Here is a 16184-nt window from a genome sequence, read left to right as displayed (position 1 = left end):
CTGTCGTAACGAAAACGATCGTTTCACTTTTGAGAGCCTAGGGTGCTCTCATGGCGATGCGTCCAGGAACCGAGCAGAAGCTGCTCGACGCCGCCGAGGAGCTCTTCTTCACCCGGGGCATCGCCGCGACGCCGATCGACGCCGTCCTCGAGCGCGCGGGGATCTCGAGCGCCACGCTCTACCGCGGGTACGCCAGCAAGGAGTCACTCGTCGCCGCGGCACTCGCCCGTCGACACGACGACTGGCTCGCCACGTGGGACCGCGCCGTCGACGCCGCCGAGGACGACCGCGGCCGACTGCTGGCGGTGTTCGACGCCCTCGACGCGTACCGCTCCACGCCGTCGGGGTCGCGGTGGTGCGCGTTCCTCGGCACGGCGGCCGAGTACGTCGACGCCCCGTCCGTCGTCCGCGCGGTCCTCGACCGTGAGACGGACACCCTGCGGCGACGCCTGACCGAGTCGGCAGAGCCCCTGTTCGGCGCGCACGCCGGGGCACTCGCCGAGCAGCTGCTGCTCCTCGTCTCGGGGTACCTCGCGATGCGGCTCCGCGAACCCGGCCTCGGAACCGGTACCGCGCGTGCCGTCGCCGACGCGCTCCTCGGGGCGGCGGGGCGACCGGTTCCTGCGGGACTTCACACCTGACGTCCGCGTGTACCCGAGGTGCTCCGGTACCCGACTCGGTAGCTTGCCCGGTGTGCACCGGATCCCCTCGACCCTCGTGACGACGCGTGTGACCGCGGACGGCATCGTCCCCCTCGCATGACCAGCTCGCGCGCGGCCCGGATCACCCGCCGCTCCCTCCTCGCCGGCGGCGCCGCGGTCGTCGTGGCCGGTGCCGCTGCGGAGGCCGTGAACCTCCGGCTGCTCCCCGGCCGCTCGACGATGTACCGCGTGCTCGGCCTCGACGGACCGGCGGGCACCGTCCCCGACGTCACGCCGGTGCCGACGGCGTCCGGGTCGTTCACGTCCCGCGCTCGGAAGGGCATCGAGGTCGGCTGGACGATCGCCGCGCCGCACTCCGACGGCCCCCTGCCGATCGCCGTCGCCATGCACGGCTACGGCGACGACCACGCGGACTTCTTCGGCTCCCACCTCGGCTACGACCGGTTCCTCGCCGCGTACATCGCCGCGGGCGGAGCGCCGTTCGCGATCGCCGCGGTCGACGGCGGCAACCGCTACTGGCACCGCCGCGCGGACGGTGACGACCCCGCCGCGATGGTCGTCGACGAGTTCCTGCCGCTGCTCGCCCGCCGCGGGTTCGACACCGCGCGGCTCGCCTTCACCGGCTACTCGATGGGGGGCTACGGCGCACTCCACCTCGCCGGCGTGCTCGGCTCGGCGCGGGTGCGTGCGGTGTCCGCGATCAGCCCCGCGCTGTGGCGGTCGGCGGGGGAGACGGCACGTGGCGCCTTCGATGACCCCGCGGACTTCGCCGCGAACACAGTGCTCGGCCGACAGTCGTCCCTCGACGGCGTCGCGGTTCGCGTCGACTGCGGCACCGGCGACGGGTTCGAGCCCGCCGTCCGCGCGTACGTCGACGGCTTCGGGACCGCACCGGCCGGCGGGTTCGAGCCGGGCGGGCACACCACCGCCTACTGGCGGCGGCTCGCGCCGCAGCAGCTGCGGTTCCTGGGTCGGCACCTGCAGGCCTGACCCGCGCCGACGGCGGCCTGGAGGCGCGGGTCGGCCCCGCACCGTCCCTCCAGTCCGTCGGCTGGTCGAGCCGACGGCCGTTTACGGTTCCGTCGGTGACCGTTCCGGTTCACGATCCCCGGGATCCGCGAACCGGAACGGTCACGGCGTGGACGACTTCAGCGGATCCCGCGCGCGCCGCGCACCGCGTCGGCGGCGAGCTCGGCGAGCCGTCAGGCGCGACCGCGGTTGCGGCGGCGGATCTCCTTCGGCGCCCGGCCGGCCATGAACGAGCGAGCCGGGTCGACGAGGAACCCCTGGCGCAGTGCCTCGCGGCCGACGAGCATCCGGAAGCCCATCTGGTCGCGGTTGCTCAGCGTGACCTCGGCCTCGAAGACACGCCCGGCGAGGGACATCTCGGTGAGGACCACGATGCGCTCCTGGGTGTGCCCGGTGGAGCTCCGGACGATGCGCCGGTCGTGCACGTCGCACTCGATCGTGACGGCGTCGGCGTCGGTGTCCTGCCAGGGGTGCACCGAGAAGCGGACCCGGTCGCCGGGGAGTTCCTCGAGGTCGAACGCGTGCAGCGCCGAGCTGCGCGCACCGGTGTCGAGCTTCACCTTGATCCACGGGATGCCGAGGCTCGGCAGGGCCGCCCACTCCCGCCAGCCGGCGACCACGAGACCGCCGTTCGGGGACTTCGGTACTCGGGCCATGTGCCCATCCTGTCGCATGCTTGGATGGAGCGTCGCCGTCGATACCAACCCCGGAGCCTCCCCGATGAAACTCGCCATCCTGTCGCGTGCGCCGCACGCGTACTCGACGGAGCGCCTCCGGGCCGCCGCGATCGACCGCGGGCACGAGGTGAAGGTGCTCAACACGCTCCGGTTCGCGATCGACCTGACCGGCGACGACCCCGACCTGCAGTACCGCGGCAAACTCCTGTCCGACTACGACGCCGTGCTGCCGCGCATCGGGAACTCGATCACCTACTACGGCACCGCGGTGGTCCGGCAGTTCGAGCAGATGGACGTCTACACGCCGAACACCGCCAACGGGATCACGAACTCGCGCGACAAGCTGCGGGCGAACCAGATCCTCTCGCGGCACGACATCGGCATGCCCGCGACGACGTTCGTGAACGGCCGCGCCGACGTCCGCGGGGCGATCGAGCGCGTCGGCGGAGCGCCCGTCGTGATCAAGCTGCTCGAGGGCACGCAGGGCATCGGCGTGATCCTCGCTCCCGAGGCGAAGGTCGCCGAGTCGATCGTCGAGACCCTGCACTCCACGAAGCAGAACGTGCTCATCCAGAGCTTCATCTCGGAGAGCCGCGGCAAGGACATCCGCGCGCTCGTCGTCGGTGACCGCGTGGTCGCGGCGATGCGTCGGAGCGCTTCCGGCGACGAGTTCCGGTCGAACGTGCACCGCGGCGGGACCGTCGAGAAGGTCACGCTGACGCCCGAGTACGAAGAGGCCGCCGTCCGCTCGGCGCAGATCATGGGCCTGCGGGTCGCCGGCGTCGACATGCTCGAGGGCAACGACGGGCCGCTCGTGATGGAGGTCAACTCCTCCCCGGGGCTCGAGGGCATCGAGCGCGCCACCGGCCTCGACATCGCCGGCGCGATCATCGACTTCATCGCGAACCAGGTGGCCTTCCCCGAGATCGACGTCCGGCAGCGGCTCTCCGTCTCGACCGGCTACGGCGTCGCCGAGCTGCTCGTGCACACGAACGCCGACCTCGTCGGGAAGACCATCAAGGAGTCCGGTCTCTGGGACCGCGACATCACCGTCCTGACGCTGCACCGCGGCTCGGGCGTCATCCCGAACCCGCGCAGCGGCGTGGCCCTCGAGCCCGGTGACCGCCTGCTCTGCTTCGGCAAGCTCGAGGAGATGCGCTCGATGATCCCCGAGCGCCGGAAGCGCCGCGCGAAGGTGCGCAAGCTGCCCAAGGAGCCGCGTCAGCCCGACGCGTGACGCTCGTCAGACGAAGCCGCAGAGCGCGATCGGCTGGCTCGGGTCGGTGCTCGCCCACACGCTGCGGATGTGCTGTCCGTCGTCGCCCACGTCGAACAGCAGCACCCCTGCATCGTCCCGCACGGACCAGATCGTGTACGCGTCCGCGTCGGTCGGCTTGTAGTACGTGCCGAGCGTCGGGTACGCCGCACGCAACTCCGACAGGGTGGACCCGACGCCGATCCCGGCAGCCGTCGTCGGGCCGGGGACCGGACCGGACGGTGTGATCCCGCCGGGAGCGGCGACCATGACCCCGAACACGCTGGCGACGTCGTCCCCTTGGTCCTGACCCCACGAGAGCTCGATGGTCGTCCCGCCGTCGCGTCCCCAGAGCGTGGACGGCTCGCAGTTCGGGTACGGAGACTCGAGGTGCTCGTAGGCCGCAGCGAGGTCGTCACTCTCGGCATCGAGGGTGCCGCCGATCGCGACGGGCCCGACCTCCGCGGGCGTGATCGTCCACGTCGTCGGGTCGTCCAGGGCGAACGCCGCCCGGGTCGTGGTCGGCGTGGGTGTCGGCATCCCGACGATCGGGGCCGACGACGGTGTCGGCGTCGTGGTGGCAGGGGCCGTGGGGGACGCGCTCGGCGCCGCGGAGAACGGCTGCGGGATCATGCCGAGCGCGATGCTGCCGCTGGCGACGCCGATCCCGAGCAGGGCGACGACGCCGGCGACCACGCCGATGCGTCCGCGCGACCGAGATCGGCGGGGGCGGTCGGCCGCTCGCGAGAGGACCGTCTCCTTCATCGAGACGAGCATGCGCTGGAGGTCATCGCCGACCGGGGGCTCCGTGTTCATCGCGCACCACCTCCTGTCCCGGTGCGGGTGCGTCCGGTCCTCCGCGCGGCTCGGCTGCCCGGGACGACGGGGACGGGGGTGAGGTCGAGGGCGTCCGCGGCCTCGGTGTACGACGCGCCGTCGACCAGGCACCGCTCGACGATGCCGCGGTCGGCCGCCGACAGGGCGGTGAGGTCGTCCCGCAGCCAGCGGAGGTGCTCGGCAGCGCCTCGGGCGGGGGCGAACGGTTCCGACGCGTCCCGAGCGTGGTCGCGGCAGGTGACGAGCAACCAGGGGAGCAACGAGTCGGTCGCGAGACGGAGTGCGGTCGCCCGGTCCCAGAGAGCGACGAAGGTGTCCTGGACGGCCTCCGTGGCAGCCGCTGGCGACGCTGCGACGGCCCACGCGTACCTGGTGACCGCGGCCGCGTGACGATCGAACGCTTCGCCCAGCGCGGTCCGGTCGCCGCGGGCGAGTCGACCGGCCAGGTCGACGTCGCTGCCGTCGTTCGCGTCCACGGTTCCCCCTCTCACCCGGAAGTGTCGCGTGCGTCCCGACCCTGACAAACGAGTTCCACCCGGGCGTGTCGGGCACGATCGGAGTGCACTGTCCCCCGCCTGTCAGCGCATCCGGATCGCGTACCCAGGCCAGATGCGGAAGTATGTGTCGGTGACGATCATGACGGAACGGCCGGTCGACCAGGCGACGAGCACCGAAACGGAGCGGCCCGGCAACGCCACGGCCAAGCACGACAACGTCGCGCTGCTCTCGGTCGCGACGACCGTGGCGGAACGCGTGACCACCTCGGCCGACATCGAGGAGAAGCTCCGCGGGGTGCTGCGACGCCTGCGCCTGCCGATGGGACTCCTCGAGCGCGTGGCCGGGGTCAAGGAACGCCGGAACTGGGGCGAGGGCCAGTCCTTCCAGGACGCCGCCATCGACGCCGGACGCCGCGCCATGGCCGAGGCGGGCATCCGCCCCGAGGACGTCGGCCTGCTCATCAACACGTCGGTGACGCGCCCGCACCTCGAGCCGTCGGTCGCCGTGCGCCTGCACCACGGGCTCGGCCTGCCGTCGTCCGCGATCAACTTCGACATCGCGAACGCCTGCCTCGGGTTCGTCAACGCGATGAGCGTCGCCGCGGGCATGATCGACTCCGGTCAGATCAAGTACGCACTCGTGGTGGACGGCGAGGACGCCGACCAGGTGCAGCTCAACACCATCGAGCGCCTGAACCAGGGCGGCCGCAACCGCAAGGACTTCATGAGCGAGTTCGCCAGCCTGACGCTCGGGTCCGGCGCCGCCGCGGCCGTGCTCGGCCCGGCGGACATGCACCCGGGCGGCCACCGGATCGTCGGCGGCGTCACCCGCGCGGCGACCCAGTGGTACGACCTCTGCGTCGGCAGCGTCGACGGCATGTTCACCGACGCGAAGATGCTCCTCAAGGGCGGCATGGAACTCGTCGTCGCCGCCTGGAACGAGGCACGCTCCCACTTCGACTGGGCCGACATGGACCGCTACGTGCTCCACCAGGTCTCCGACGTGCACACGAACGCCTTCGTCGAGGCCATCGGCGTCCCGCGCGACAAGGTCCCGACGACGTACGAGCGCTTCGGCAACGTCGGTCCGGCGTCGATCCCGATCACCCTCGCGGACGAGGTCGCCCGCGGTGCCATCCGCCCCGGCGACCGGGTGTTCCTCGGCGGTGTCGGCTCCGGCATCAACACGGCGATGATGGAACTGCGCTGGTGAGGTCCGGCCTCCCGCGCGTCGCCGCTGCCACGGCTCCGGCGACGCCCCCGCCGCCCCTGCCCGGACTCGACCCCGCCTGGTCGCGCATCGTTACGGTCCCCGCCGCTGCGGATCCAGGAGGCACGGCTCGCCCCGAGCGCTCGTGGCACCTCCTCGACACGGCCGGTTCCCTGGCCGCGCTCGGCGTGGAACCCGTCGGCACCCTGCTGTGCGTGCACGGCAACCCGACCTGGTCGTACCTGTGGCGGTCGGTGCTCCGCACCTCGCTCGACGTCGCCGCCGCCGGTGGTCCGGCGTGGCGGGTCGTCGCGGTCGACCAGCTCGACATGGGCTTCTCGGAGCGCACCGGCGTGCAGCACGGGCTCGCGGACCGCGTGCGGGACCTCGGCGCGCTGACCGACGAACTCGAGCTGTCCGGCCCGGTGGTCACCCTCGGGCACGACTGGGGCGGTGTCGTCTCCCTCGGCTGGGCGGTCGACCACCCGGACCTCGTGGTGGCCGTCACGACGTGCAACACCGCGGTGCACCAGCCCGACGACGCCCCGATCCCCGCACCGCTGCGGCTCGCGCTCCGTCCGGAGCTCCTCGGCCGTGCCACGGTGCTGACGCCGGCGTTCCTCGAGACGACGCTCGCGATCGCCCACCCGCGGCTCGACCGTGCCACCGCCGATGCGTACCGCGCGCCCTACCGCGGAGCGGCCCGTCGTGGGGGCGTCGGTGGGTTCGTGGCCGACATCCCCGTCGACGGCGACCACCCGAGCGCACCCGAGCTCGACCGGATCGCCGCCGGCGTCGCCGCGCTCGAGGTCCCCGCCCTCGTGATGTGGGGGCCGCGCGACCCGGTGTTCCTGGAGCGCTACCTCGACGACCTCGCGGAGCGGTTGCCGCACGCGGACGTCCACCGCTTCGAGGGCGCTGGGCACCTGCTGCCGGACGACGCCGACGTCGCCGGGACGGTCGTCGAGTGGCTCGGCGACCACCTGCCGGACGGGCGCGTGCCCGTGGGGGCCGAGCCGTCCCTCCAGGCCCCCACCGACGACGATGCCGACGTGCGCCGCCCGCTCTGGACCGCACTGGACGAGCTGCGCGACAGCGACGAGGCCGCGCTCGTCGAGATGGCCGCCGCCGGCGGTCCCCGGACCGTCTCGTGGCGGTTGCTCGCCCGCCGGGTCGACGAGATCGCGGCCGGACTGGTCGACCTCGGCGTCCGCGCCGGTGACCGCGTCTCGCTCCTCGTCACCCCCGGCGCGGACCTGACCGCCGTCCTGTACGCCAGTGTGCGCATCGGGGCGGTCGTCGTCGTGGCCGATGCCGGGCTCGGCCTGCGCGGCCTGACCCGTGCGGTGCGCGGTGCCCGTCCCGACTGGATCATCGGCGCGCTGCCCGGTCTCGGGGCCGCACGCGCGCTCGGCTGGCCCGGTCGGCGCATCGCGACGGTGTCGTTGCCGGCGCCTGCTCGTCGGGCACTCCGGGTCGAGCACACGCTCGTCGAGGTCGCACGACGCGGAGCGCAGCGCCTCGCACGGGGCGCCGCGCTGCCCGGTGCGCCGTCGTCCGACGCGCCGGCCGCGGTCCTCTTCACGTCCGGGTCGACCGGGCCGGCCAAGGGTGTCGTGTACACGCACGGGCAGCTCGGCGCGGTCCGCGACACCCTCGCGGCGCAGTACGACATCGGCGTCGGCACCGGCCTCGTCGCCGGGTTCGCCCCGTTCGCGCTCCTCGGTCCCGCGCTCGGCGCCCGGTCGGTCGCACCCGACATGGACGTCACCGCGCCCCGGACCCTGACCGCTCGAGCGGTCGCCGACTCGGTCACCGCGGCGGACGCCACCGTCGTGTTCCTGTCACCAGCGGCCGTCGCGAACGTCGTGGCCACCGCCGGTGCGCTCACGGCAGCGGACCGTGCGGCGCTCGGTCGCGTACGGCTGTTCCTGTCGGCCGGTGCTCCGGTGTCGGCCGCGCTGCTGACCGCGGCCACCGAGCTCATGCCGAACGCGAGCGCCCACACGCCCTACGGGATGACCGAGGGGCTGCTGATGACCGACGTCGACCTCGACGGCGTGCGCGCCGCAGCCGCCGACGCCCCGGACGAGGACGGCATCTGCGTGGGCCGCACCGCCGCCGGCGTCCGCGTGCGGATCGCCCCGCTCGACGGCTCCGGTGAGCCGTCCGGAGCGCTGACCGAGGACCCGGGCGTCACGGGCGAGATCGTCGTCGCGGCGCCGCACGTCCGCGAGCGGTACGACCGGCTCTGGCGCCAGAACCGGGTGTCGCGACTCGGTGTGGCGGACCCGCGCGGGCACCGCACGGGTGACGTCGGCCACCTCGACGCCGCGGGTCGGCTCTGGGTCGAGGGACGCCTGCAGCACGTCCTCACCACGGCGGACGGGGTCGTCACGCCCGTCGGTCCCGAGCAGCGGATCGAGCGCGTCCCCGGCGTCGGGCGCGCCGGGCTCGCCGGCATCGGGCCCCGCGGCACGCAGCAGGCCGTCGCCGTCGTGGAGACGACCAGTGGGCGCCGGACTCGTCGGCCGGCACTCGCCGCCCCCGACCTCGCCCGGGCCGTCCGGGCCGCCGCGGGGATCCCCGTCGCCGCGGTGCTGACGGTGCCCGAGCTCCCGACCGACATCCGGCACAACTCGAAGGTCGACCGTGCACGGCTGTCCCGGTGGGCGGCCTCGGTGCTGTCCGGTGGACGGACGGTCCGGCCGTGAGGGTCCTCGTCACCGGTGCGAGCGGGTTCCTCGGGCAGGCGACCGCCGCGGCCGTGCGTGCTGCGGGACACGAGGTCCGGACGTTCCAGCGACGGCCCTCCGGGGTCGAGGGAGTGTCGGACGTGCTCGGCAGCATGACCGACCCCGCAGCCGTGGCCCGGGCCGTCGACGGCATCGAGGCGGTCGTGCACCTCGCCGCCAAGGTCTCGCTCGCCGGCGACCCGGACGACTTCGTCCGCGTGAACGTCGACGGCACCCGGACGCTCCTCGACGCTGCACGTGGCGCCGGGGTCGAGCGGTTCGTGTTCGTCTCCTCGCCCTCGGTCGCGCACACCGGGTCGTCCCTCGTCGGCGCGGACGCCGGACCCGCCGAGCCCGCGCGGGCCCGCGGCGACTACGCCCGCACGAAGGCCGCGGCCGAGCTGCTCGCTCTCGCCGCGGACGCCCCCGGGTTCGCCGTCGTCGCCGTCCGCCCGCACCTCGTGTGGGGCCCCGGTGACACGCAGCTCGTCGGCCGGATCGTCGACCGTGCCCGCACGGGGCGCTTGCCGCTGCTCGACTCCGGCGCTGCGCTCATCGACACGCTCTACGTCGACAACGCCGCGTCCGCGATGGTCGCCGCGCTCGACCACGCCGCCGACGACGGGGTGCACGGCAACGCGTACGTCGTGACGAACGGGGAACCCCGGCCCGTCGGGGACCTGCTCGCCGGGATCTGCACCGCGTCCGGGGTCCCGGCTCCGCGGGTGCACGTGCCGGCCTGGGTGGCCCGGTTCGCAGGGTCACTCGTCGAGGCGGTCTGGCGTGTGCGGCCGGGCGAGGACGAGCCGCCGATGACCCGGTTCCTCGCCGAGCAGCTGTCGACGGCGCACTGGTTCGACCAGCGGCGCACCCGTCGTGACCTGCAGTGGACGCCCGCGGTGTCGATCGACGAGGGGCTCGGCCGGCTCGCTGCCGCTCAGGCCTCGTCGGCGGCGACGTAGACCCAAGCCGTCGCGCCCGACCCGAGGGTCACCTCGACGCGCTGGTAGTCGGCGACCTCGTAGTCGTCGACGGCACGCATCTGCCACTCGTGGCCGAGCGTGAGGGACGCACCCTCGACACGGTCCTCCGGGGTGCCCCGGCGCAGGATCGGGTGCCGGTCCGAGCCGCTCGTCCGGATCACGCGGGGGTCGGTGATCGTCACCCAGTCGAGCCGCCAGCCGGGGAGCGAGTCCTCCGCGGTCGGCACCGGCCCGCCGAACAGGGTCTCCTGCACCTCGGGCTGCCGGAGGGTGCCGTACGAGAAGACGACGTTCACGCCGACGTTCGGCGCCGGGCGACGCGGACGTCGGGGAGCGATCGACGGCGCGGACGTCCACACGATCGCCCCCGCGAGTCCGGTCAGGCCGAGGTGGAGCAGTCCGACGACGCCGAGCACGCTGCCCCAGATGATGCCCGAGTCGTCGCCGGTGCAGCGGTACTCCGGCCAGGTCTCGTCCGCGCCGAGACATCCGTACCGGTTCGCGAGCCCGACGATCAGGCCGACGAGACCGACGACGAAGCAGAGCAGCGCGAACGCGCCGAGACCGATGACCCACCGCTGGGCAGGGGAGAGACGACGCACGGAGCGACCGTAGCGGACTGGAGGCGCGGTGCACGTGACCCAGATCGGGTCACGTGCACCGCGCCTCCGGTGGTGTCAGTGCTTGGTCGCCTTGGCGATCTTCTTGCCGAGCTTCTTGCGTGCCTTCCGCGAACGCGGGTCGTTCCACAGCTCGCGCGCGGTCTGCGTCTTCGACTTCTTGTTCACGGGGCGGGTGGCGCGCGCGCCGAACCAGAACCCGATGAAGACGATGGCGCCGATGAGGATGATGCGGTTGCGCATGGGGACTCCTTCGATGGTGGTGCGGGCGGCCGAGGACCTCAGCCGGTGAAGCGGTTCCAGAGCTCCGTGACGATCGGCCACACGTCTCCGGCACGGTCTGCCGAACCGACGGCCACCAGGACGACCGGGACCGCGGTCACGGCGATGCTGATCAGGACGGCGAGCACGACGGCGATCGTCGCCGTGGTGGTGTGCCGCCGGGTGAACGCCAGGAGCAGCAGCCCGAGGACCACGACGGCCCCGAGCAGCGCCACGATCGTCACCCGGACGAACGGGAACGGGACGAGTCCGGCGGTGGTGGCGGTCACCCCGCCGAGGAACCCGACGAGGGGGAGGAACGCACCGAGCAGCGTCCCGAGGACCAGGACGACGCCGATGCCGCTCGCGATCCAGACGCCGCGGGGGCGGGGCCGCCGGACCTTCGTCCGGCGGTTGCCCGACCACGCGGTGGTCACGAGCGGTCCTGGCGGTGCCGACCGGCCTGCGCGTCGGTGTCCGACACGGCCGGTGCGTCCGACCCGGCCGGTGCGTCCGACACGACCGGTGCGTCGTCAGCGGCCGCCTGTGCGGCTGCGTCGGCCGACTCGGCCGCTGCAGCGGCTGCGTCCTCCGCGGCGTCGGCAGCGTCCTCCGCTGCCTCGGCAGCCGCAGCCGCACGATCCGCGGGCGCCGCGGACTCGGTGGCAGCAGGTTCGGTCACGGTGTCGACGACGGCGTCACGGGCGCCGGCCGCGGCGTCCTTCGCCGAGTCGGCGGCGTCCGCTGCCAACTCGGAGGACCGGACGAGCGCCTCCGCTGCCGCGTCCCGGACGTTGCCGGTGGTCTCGGCTGCGCTGTCGACGGCGCGCTTCGTGGCGTCCGCGGTCACGTCGGCCGCACGGCGGGTGGCGTCGGCCGTGGCATCGGCAGCCTTGCCGGCCTGCTCGACGGTGGCCTCCGCGGCGACACGGGTGGCGTCGGCGGCCTGTCGAGCGACGTCGGCCGTCGCCTCGGCGGTGCGCTTCGTCACGTCGGCCGTGGCGGTCGCGGCGCGCTTCGTGGCGTCCGCGGTGACCGTCGCAGCCTCCTTGAGCGCCTCACCCGTGGCGTCGGTGGCCCGGTTGGTGGCGTCGGCGGTGGCGGTCGCGGCCTGCTTGACCGCGTCGCCGGTGGCCTCTGCCGCGCGGCCGAGCGGGGACTGCTCGTCGTCGAACGGGCCGTGCACGTCGAGCACCCGCACGTCGACCGACGTGGGGACGTCGGAGACCTGGCGCGTGGCCGCGGTCACCTGCTTGCGGACCTCGTCCGCGACGGCGATCACCGGGTGCGGGTAGCTGACGACGACGGAGACCCGCACGCCCAGGGCGCCGTCCTCGTCGTCGACCTGCACCCCAGCGGTGCCGGCGCTGCGGCCGAGCTGCTGCCGGAACTGGTCGGCGGCGCGGGCGGCGATCCCGCCGAGGTGGTGCACGCCGGGGACGCCCAGTGCGGTCTCCGCGGCGGTCCGGGCCACGATCGCCACGGTGCTCGCGTCGTCTGGGAGCGGCTGCGTGAGCTCCGCGGGCAGGGCCACCTCGGTGACCTGTGTGTGCGCATTCGGGTCGTGCTGCATGGTTCCTCCTCGTTCGGTCCGCCGGAACGCGTCGGGGCACTCGACCAGGCGAGTGCCCCGACACGGTTCGTGCGTCCTACTTCTTGAAGACGTCCTTGACGTCCTCGCCGGTCTGCTTGACGCTCGCGGCGGCCTGGTCCTTCTGGCCCTCGGCGACCTTCGAGTCGTCGTTCGTTGCCTTGCCGACCGCTTCCTTCGCCTTGCCGGCGAGGTCCTGCGCAGCGTTCTTGATCTTGTCGTCGAGTCCCATGACGGGTCCTTTCTTCGGTCGGGCGCGTGCCCGGTGGGTGGTGATCTGGTGGACCGGGAGGCCCGTTCACGTCCGCCTGACGGCTGTCAGTGGACGCGGGTGGGTTTGGCGAGGGTGGAGCGGGTGCCGCCGGTGAGGTGGACGAGGACGGGGACTTGCCGGCCGAGGGTGCGGTCCAGGACGGTGATGGCCTGGTCGACGGCGGTGAGGACGGTGACGGCGTCGCCGCCGCGGCGGACCGCGACGCGGATGCGTGCGGCGCGTTGGCGTCGGACGAGGTACGTGTCGACGCGGGCGCTGATGACGTCGCGGACGCCGTCGAGTTCGTGGTCGACGACGTCGCGGACGAGGGCGACGTTGACGGTGACCTGGTCGTCGCCGGAGCGTTCCCGGACGGCGACGGACGTGCCGCCACCACCACGGGTGAACACCCACACCAACGCCAGGACGATCACCACGGCACAGACCGCGACGATGATCCACAGCGACGACGCCGGCACGCTCAGGTTCCGGGGCAGCTGGATGGTGCCGGAGATCGCGTCGCGGACGGCGGGCAGGACGCCCGCGCCGATGGTGATGCCGACGATGACCGCGACGAGGCCGAGGACGAACAGGATGATCCGGTTCAGGGTCCGGTTGCTCTTGGTCATGCGAGGGTTCCCTTCTCCTCGACCGTGACGCTCACGCGTCGGCCGAAGCGTTCGTCCAGCCCCGACAGGCGGTCCCGGACGGCGTCGCGGATGACCGCGTCGTCGACGGGGATCCCGCTGACGGGAACCACACGGACCTTGGTGGAGCGTCCGCGGGCGGTCGCGGAGGCGTTGCCCTCCGGGACACCGGCGGCCATCCCCGCGGCGTTCGCGGCGGTGGAAGCGAGGATGCGGGTGTCGATGACGACGGCACCACGGTCGTGGTCGATGACGGAGCGGTGCTGCCGGCCGGGCTTCAGGGCCAGGACGATCAGGACCACACCGAGGACCACGAGGACCACGGCGATGACCTCGGCGATCGTGACGAACGCGGCGTCCGGGCGGAGCGCGGCGTCGACGACGGTCTGCGGGTCGGCGATCAGCGGGGGCCGGCCGATGGCGGCGAGGACCGCTTCGATGCCGATCCACGCAGCGACCAGGGCGAGCACCACGAGCGACACCGCCACGGCGGTCGAGCGGGAGCGGTGCACGCTCCGGCGACGGATGCGTCGTTCGACGGAACCGTTGCTCATGATGGCCTCCTAGGCGATCCGGGACCGGTGCTCGCGCACGATCCCGGTGAGTTCGATGTGGGCACTGCCGACGCGGCGGCCGGTGAGTTCCCCGACACGGCCCTTGACCTCGTCCGCGACCCGGGCGGTGCGGGTGACGATGTCGTCGCCCGCGGCGATGGGGCCGGTGATGTCGAGCGCGAGCGCGCCGGAGGTGTCGCCGAGACCGACGCGCACCCGCTTGGCGGGGGCGCCGAGCCGTTCGGCTGCGACGGCCCGCGCCAGCGAGGTCAGTGCGCGAGCGGTGATCTCGACGCGGCCCGGGACGTCCGGGCCGGCGTTCACCGGGAGCTCCGGCGTCCGGTCAGCACGTCGGCGAGGGCACCCCGGTCGATGCGGCCGGTGACGAGCGCGGCCACGAGGGCCCCGACGGCACCGAACACGACCACGAGCACGAAGCCCCAGAACCCGAACTGCAGCGCCACGACGGCGAGGATCGCCCCGATGAGGGCTCCGATCAGTGTGTTGCTCATGCGACTCGCGCTTCCTTCTTCTCGTCGTCCTTGTCGTCGTCGTCACCCGGGATGAACACGTCCTGCACGGTCACGTTCACCTCGGCGACCTCCATGCCCACGATCTGCTCCAGCGCACGGGCGACACCGGCGCGGACGCCGTCGGCGACTTGCTGCAGTGCGACGGGGTACTCCGCGACGATCACGATGTCCGCGGCGACCTGCTTCTCGCCGACCTCGACCTTGACGCCCTGACCGAAGTCACGCTGGCCGATCGCGTCACGGATCGCGCCGATCGCACGCGCGGCGCCGTTGCCGAGGGAGTGCACCCCGTTGACCTCACGCGCAGCGATCCCGGCGACCTTCGACACGACGGTGTCGTCGATGACGGTCTTGCCCGTGACGCCGCCGGTGTGGGTGCCCGTGTTCCGAGCGACCGCCGAAGCCGTCGCAGCCGAAGCAGTCGTGGTGGTCGTGGTGTCAGCCATGTTCGTTCCTTCCGTTGACCCGCCGGGCGTTCCCAGCGGTTGCTGTTCACGGATGAGACGGGGCCCACCAGACGTTCGTCACACGGGGGTGATCGGATTCAGGAACTTTTCAGAGACACCGCCGGATGCCTGTGTTTCCGTACCCCGGCTGGTGGGACGTTCAGTGGACCGCGCTGATTCCGTCCGACCGGTTGCGCCCTGCAGCACCACGGATCGACCGTACGGCCGCCATCGGGGACTCGCCCCGTTCCTCCCGGAAGAGCTGCTGGAGCCGGCGCGGACGCACGCCCGCCGCATCGGCGATCGCCTGCAGCGTCACCGGTTCGTCGGGGTGCGACTCGATGAACTCGACGGCTCGGCGGAGCCGCCAGGAGGCGCGGCCCGGCTTGGCGGCGCGCGCCGAGCGGAGCGTCGTGGCAGGGTCCTCGCCGTACCGGTCGCGGTACGCGCCGGCGAGGCGACCGTGGTTCGTGAAGCCCCAGCGTCGGGCGATCTCGGTGACGCTCTCGTCGCCGTCCGAGTGCAGGAGCTCGCGTCGGACGCGGTCGAGCCGGTGGTCGCGGAGGAACCGGTGCGGGGTCGAGTCGAGCGTTCTCGCGAAGACGTCCTGCAGCCCCCGCTGGCTGAGCCCGCACGCGGCGGCGATCTCGGGGACCGAGGGACGTTCGGCGGCGTGCTCCTCGATGAACCGCACCGCGTCCCGCAGGCGGTTCGCCACCGGGACGTCCGATCCGCGGTTCCGGATCGGGAAGGTGTCGAGGACGACGACGGCGAGCCGCCGGTTGAGCGCGGTCCGCATCGGTCCGAGCACGCGGTCGTCGACCAGCATCGGGCCGATCTCGCGGACGAGGTGGCGGAGGGGCTCCTGGCGCGCGACGGCCTCGTCCTGCTGCTCGAACAGGAGCGGGCCGTCGGGGAGCGCGAAGCCGAGGTCCCGCCCGACCGTGCGGAGGAACCGGTCGGCGATGTGCACGCCGTTGTAGACCGTGCCCGTGGACTCGAAGCGGTAGGCCTCGGACGCCGAGGCGATGTACGGGCTCCCGGGCTCCACCACGCGGGAGCGGTCCGCGAAGTGCATCTCGAGCTGGCCCCTGGTGAGCCAGAACACGACGTGGTCGTCCCGCGGGCCGATGACGCCACCGCGCTTCCCGCCCTCGGCGCGCATCGTGCGGAGCGTCAGGTCGTCGTCGCCCACGACCGTGTACTCGTAGCGGGCGTCCTCGGTCGCGAACGTGTCCGAGGCGAAGTCCGAGCCGTGGTACTCGGCCTCGAAGATGTCGGAGTAGTCCGAGCCGTCGGCGTCCGCGAACCGCAGCCTGCGGAAGCCGTTCGTCGCCGCCTCGGTCATGGGCGCATCCTGCCACGGTTGCATCCTCTGTGCTCGGGAATACCCT

At 73.0% G+C, this 16184-nt stretch carries 20 protein-coding genes; 6 read left to right on the top strand and 14 right to left on the bottom strand.

Annotated elements, in window-relative coordinates; translation table 11 throughout:
• Positions 1-50 precede the first annotated feature (50 nt).
• On the top strand, positions 51-641 hold the full coding sequence (locus QE359_RS00455) for a TetR/AcrR family transcriptional regulator (RefSeq protein WP_309776775.1): 591 nt from the start codon (positions 51-53) through the stop codon (positions 639-641).
• Between the two features lie 117 nt (positions 642-758).
• On the top strand, positions 759-1652 hold the full coding sequence (locus tag QE359_RS00450) for a hypothetical protein (RefSeq protein ID WP_309776773.1): 894 nt from the start codon (positions 759-761) through the stop codon (positions 1650-1652).
• 212 nt (positions 1653-1864) lie between these two features.
• Here QE359_RS00450 and QE359_RS00445 read toward each other — a convergent pair whose 3' ends face one another.
• Complete coding sequence (locus QE359_RS00445) at positions 1865-2347, bottom strand: RimK/LysX family protein (protein ID WP_070418031.1); 483 nt, start codon at positions 2345-2347, stop codon at positions 1865-1867.
• 64 nt (positions 2348-2411) lie between these two features.
• On the opposite strand from QE359_RS00445, the gene rimK reads away from it, so the two are divergent.
• On the top strand, positions 2412-3605 hold the full coding sequence (gene rimK / locus QE359_RS00440) for a 30S ribosomal protein S6--L-glutamate ligase (protein WP_309776770.1): 1194 nt from the start codon (positions 2412-2414) through the stop codon (positions 3603-3605).
• Between the two features lie 6 nt (positions 3606-3611).
• On the opposite strand, the gene QE359_RS00435 is transcribed toward rimK, so the two are convergent.
• The gene (locus QE359_RS00435) at positions 3612-4439 is read right to left on the bottom strand and encodes a hypothetical protein (protein WP_309776769.1); all 828 of its coding nucleotides are present in this window, start codon (positions 4437-4439) and stop codon (positions 3612-3614) included.
• The gene (locus tag QE359_RS00430) at positions 4436-4936 is read right to left on the bottom strand and encodes a sigma factor (protein ID WP_309776767.1); all 501 of its coding nucleotides are present in this window, start codon (positions 4934-4936) and stop codon (positions 4436-4438) included. The genes QE359_RS00435 and QE359_RS00430 overlap by 4 nt, the downstream gene beginning before the upstream one ends.
• Positions 4937-5096: 160 nt before the next feature.
• On the opposite strand from QE359_RS00430, the gene QE359_RS00425 reads away from it, so the two are divergent.
• The 3 genes from QE359_RS00425 to QE359_RS00415 are packed head-to-tail and all read left to right on the top strand — an operon-like array spanning position 5097 to position 9864.
• Positions 5097-6170, top strand: coding sequence for a 3-oxoacyl-ACP synthase III (locus tag QE359_RS00425; protein ID WP_070419407.1), 1074 nt, complete (start codon positions 5097-5099; stop codon positions 6168-6170).
• The gene (locus QE359_RS00420) at positions 6167-8881 is read left to right on the top strand and encodes an alpha/beta fold hydrolase (protein WP_309776765.1); all 2715 of its coding nucleotides are present in this window, start codon (positions 6167-6169) and stop codon (positions 8879-8881) included. The genes QE359_RS00425 and QE359_RS00420 overlap by 4 nt, the downstream gene beginning before the upstream one ends.
• Positions 8878-9864, top strand: a complete 987-nt coding sequence (locus QE359_RS00415) for an NAD-dependent epimerase/dehydratase family protein (RefSeq protein WP_309776763.1) — start codon at positions 8878-8880, stop codon at positions 9862-9864. Before QE359_RS00420 ends, QE359_RS00415 begins: the two co-directional genes overlap by 4 nt.
• On the opposite strand, the gene QE359_RS00410 is transcribed toward QE359_RS00415, so the two are convergent.
• The 11 genes from QE359_RS00410 to QE359_RS00360 form a co-directional block, all read right to left on the bottom strand.
• Positions 9840-10487, bottom strand: coding sequence for a gamma-glutamylcyclotransferase family protein (locus QE359_RS00410; protein ID WP_309776761.1), 648 nt, complete (start codon positions 10485-10487; stop codon positions 9840-9842). The genes QE359_RS00415 and QE359_RS00410 overlap by 25 nt on opposite strands.
• Positions 10488-10562: 75 nt before the next feature.
• Positions 10563-10748: a hypothetical protein gene (locus QE359_RS00405; RefSeq protein WP_070418034.1), complete on the bottom strand. Its 186-nt coding sequence runs from the start codon at positions 10746-10748 to the stop codon at positions 10563-10565.
• Positions 10749-10786: 38 nt separating this feature from the next.
• Entirely contained in the window at positions 10787-11203 is a 417-nt protein-coding gene (locus tag QE359_RS00400; RefSeq protein WP_309776759.1) for an MFS transporter permease, read from the bottom strand.
• Positions 11200-12339 carry an Asp23/Gls24 family envelope stress response protein gene (locus QE359_RS00395; RefSeq protein ID WP_309776756.1) on the bottom strand — a complete coding sequence of 380 codons (1140 nt, stop codon included), beginning with the start codon at positions 12337-12339 and terminating at the stop codon, positions 11200-11202. The genes QE359_RS00400 and QE359_RS00395 overlap by 4 nt, the downstream gene beginning before the upstream one ends.
• 76 nt (positions 12340-12415) lie before the next feature.
• The gene (locus QE359_RS00390; protein ID WP_070418037.1) at positions 12416-12589 is read right to left on the bottom strand and encodes a CsbD family protein; all 174 of its coding nucleotides are present in this window, start codon (positions 12587-12589) and stop codon (positions 12416-12418) included.
• Positions 12590-12675: 86 nt separating this feature from the next.
• Positions 12676-13239, bottom strand: coding sequence for a hypothetical protein (locus QE359_RS00385; RefSeq protein ID WP_309776744.1), 564 nt, complete (start codon positions 13237-13239; stop codon positions 12676-12678).
• Entirely contained in the window at positions 13236-13811 is a 576-nt protein-coding gene (locus QE359_RS00380; RefSeq protein ID WP_309776743.1) for a DUF6286 domain-containing protein, read from the bottom strand. Before QE359_RS00380 ends, QE359_RS00385 begins: the two co-directional genes overlap by 4 nt.
• A 9-nt stretch (positions 13812-13820) precedes the next feature.
• Positions 13821-14135 (bottom strand): hypothetical protein, encoded by a 315-nt coding sequence (locus QE359_RS00375; protein WP_309776741.1) that lies wholly within the window; start codon positions 14133-14135, stop codon positions 13821-13823.
• Complete coding sequence (locus QE359_RS00370) at positions 14132-14323, bottom strand: DUF2273 domain-containing protein (protein ID WP_070418041.1); 192 nt, start codon at positions 14321-14323, stop codon at positions 14132-14134. The genes QE359_RS00375 and QE359_RS00370 overlap by 4 nt, the downstream gene beginning before the upstream one ends.
• Positions 14320-14790, bottom strand: a complete 471-nt coding sequence (locus QE359_RS00365; protein WP_092385867.1) for an Asp23/Gls24 family envelope stress response protein — start codon at positions 14788-14790, stop codon at positions 14320-14322. Before QE359_RS00365 ends, QE359_RS00370 begins: the two co-directional genes overlap by 4 nt.
• Positions 14791-14950: 160 nt before the next feature.
• Positions 14951-16138, bottom strand: coding sequence for a helix-turn-helix domain-containing protein (locus QE359_RS00360; RefSeq protein ID WP_309776739.1), 1188 nt, complete (start codon positions 16136-16138; stop codon positions 14951-14953).
• Between the last annotated feature and the right edge of the window lie 46 nt (positions 16139-16184).

The sequence above is a fragment of the Curtobacterium sp. SORGH_AS_0776 genome (assembly GCF_031453355.1).
Taxonomy (GTDB): domain Bacteria; phylum Actinomycetota; class Actinomycetes; order Actinomycetales; family Microbacteriaceae; genus Curtobacterium.
This window is presented reverse-complemented; position numbering and strand designations above follow the sequence as displayed.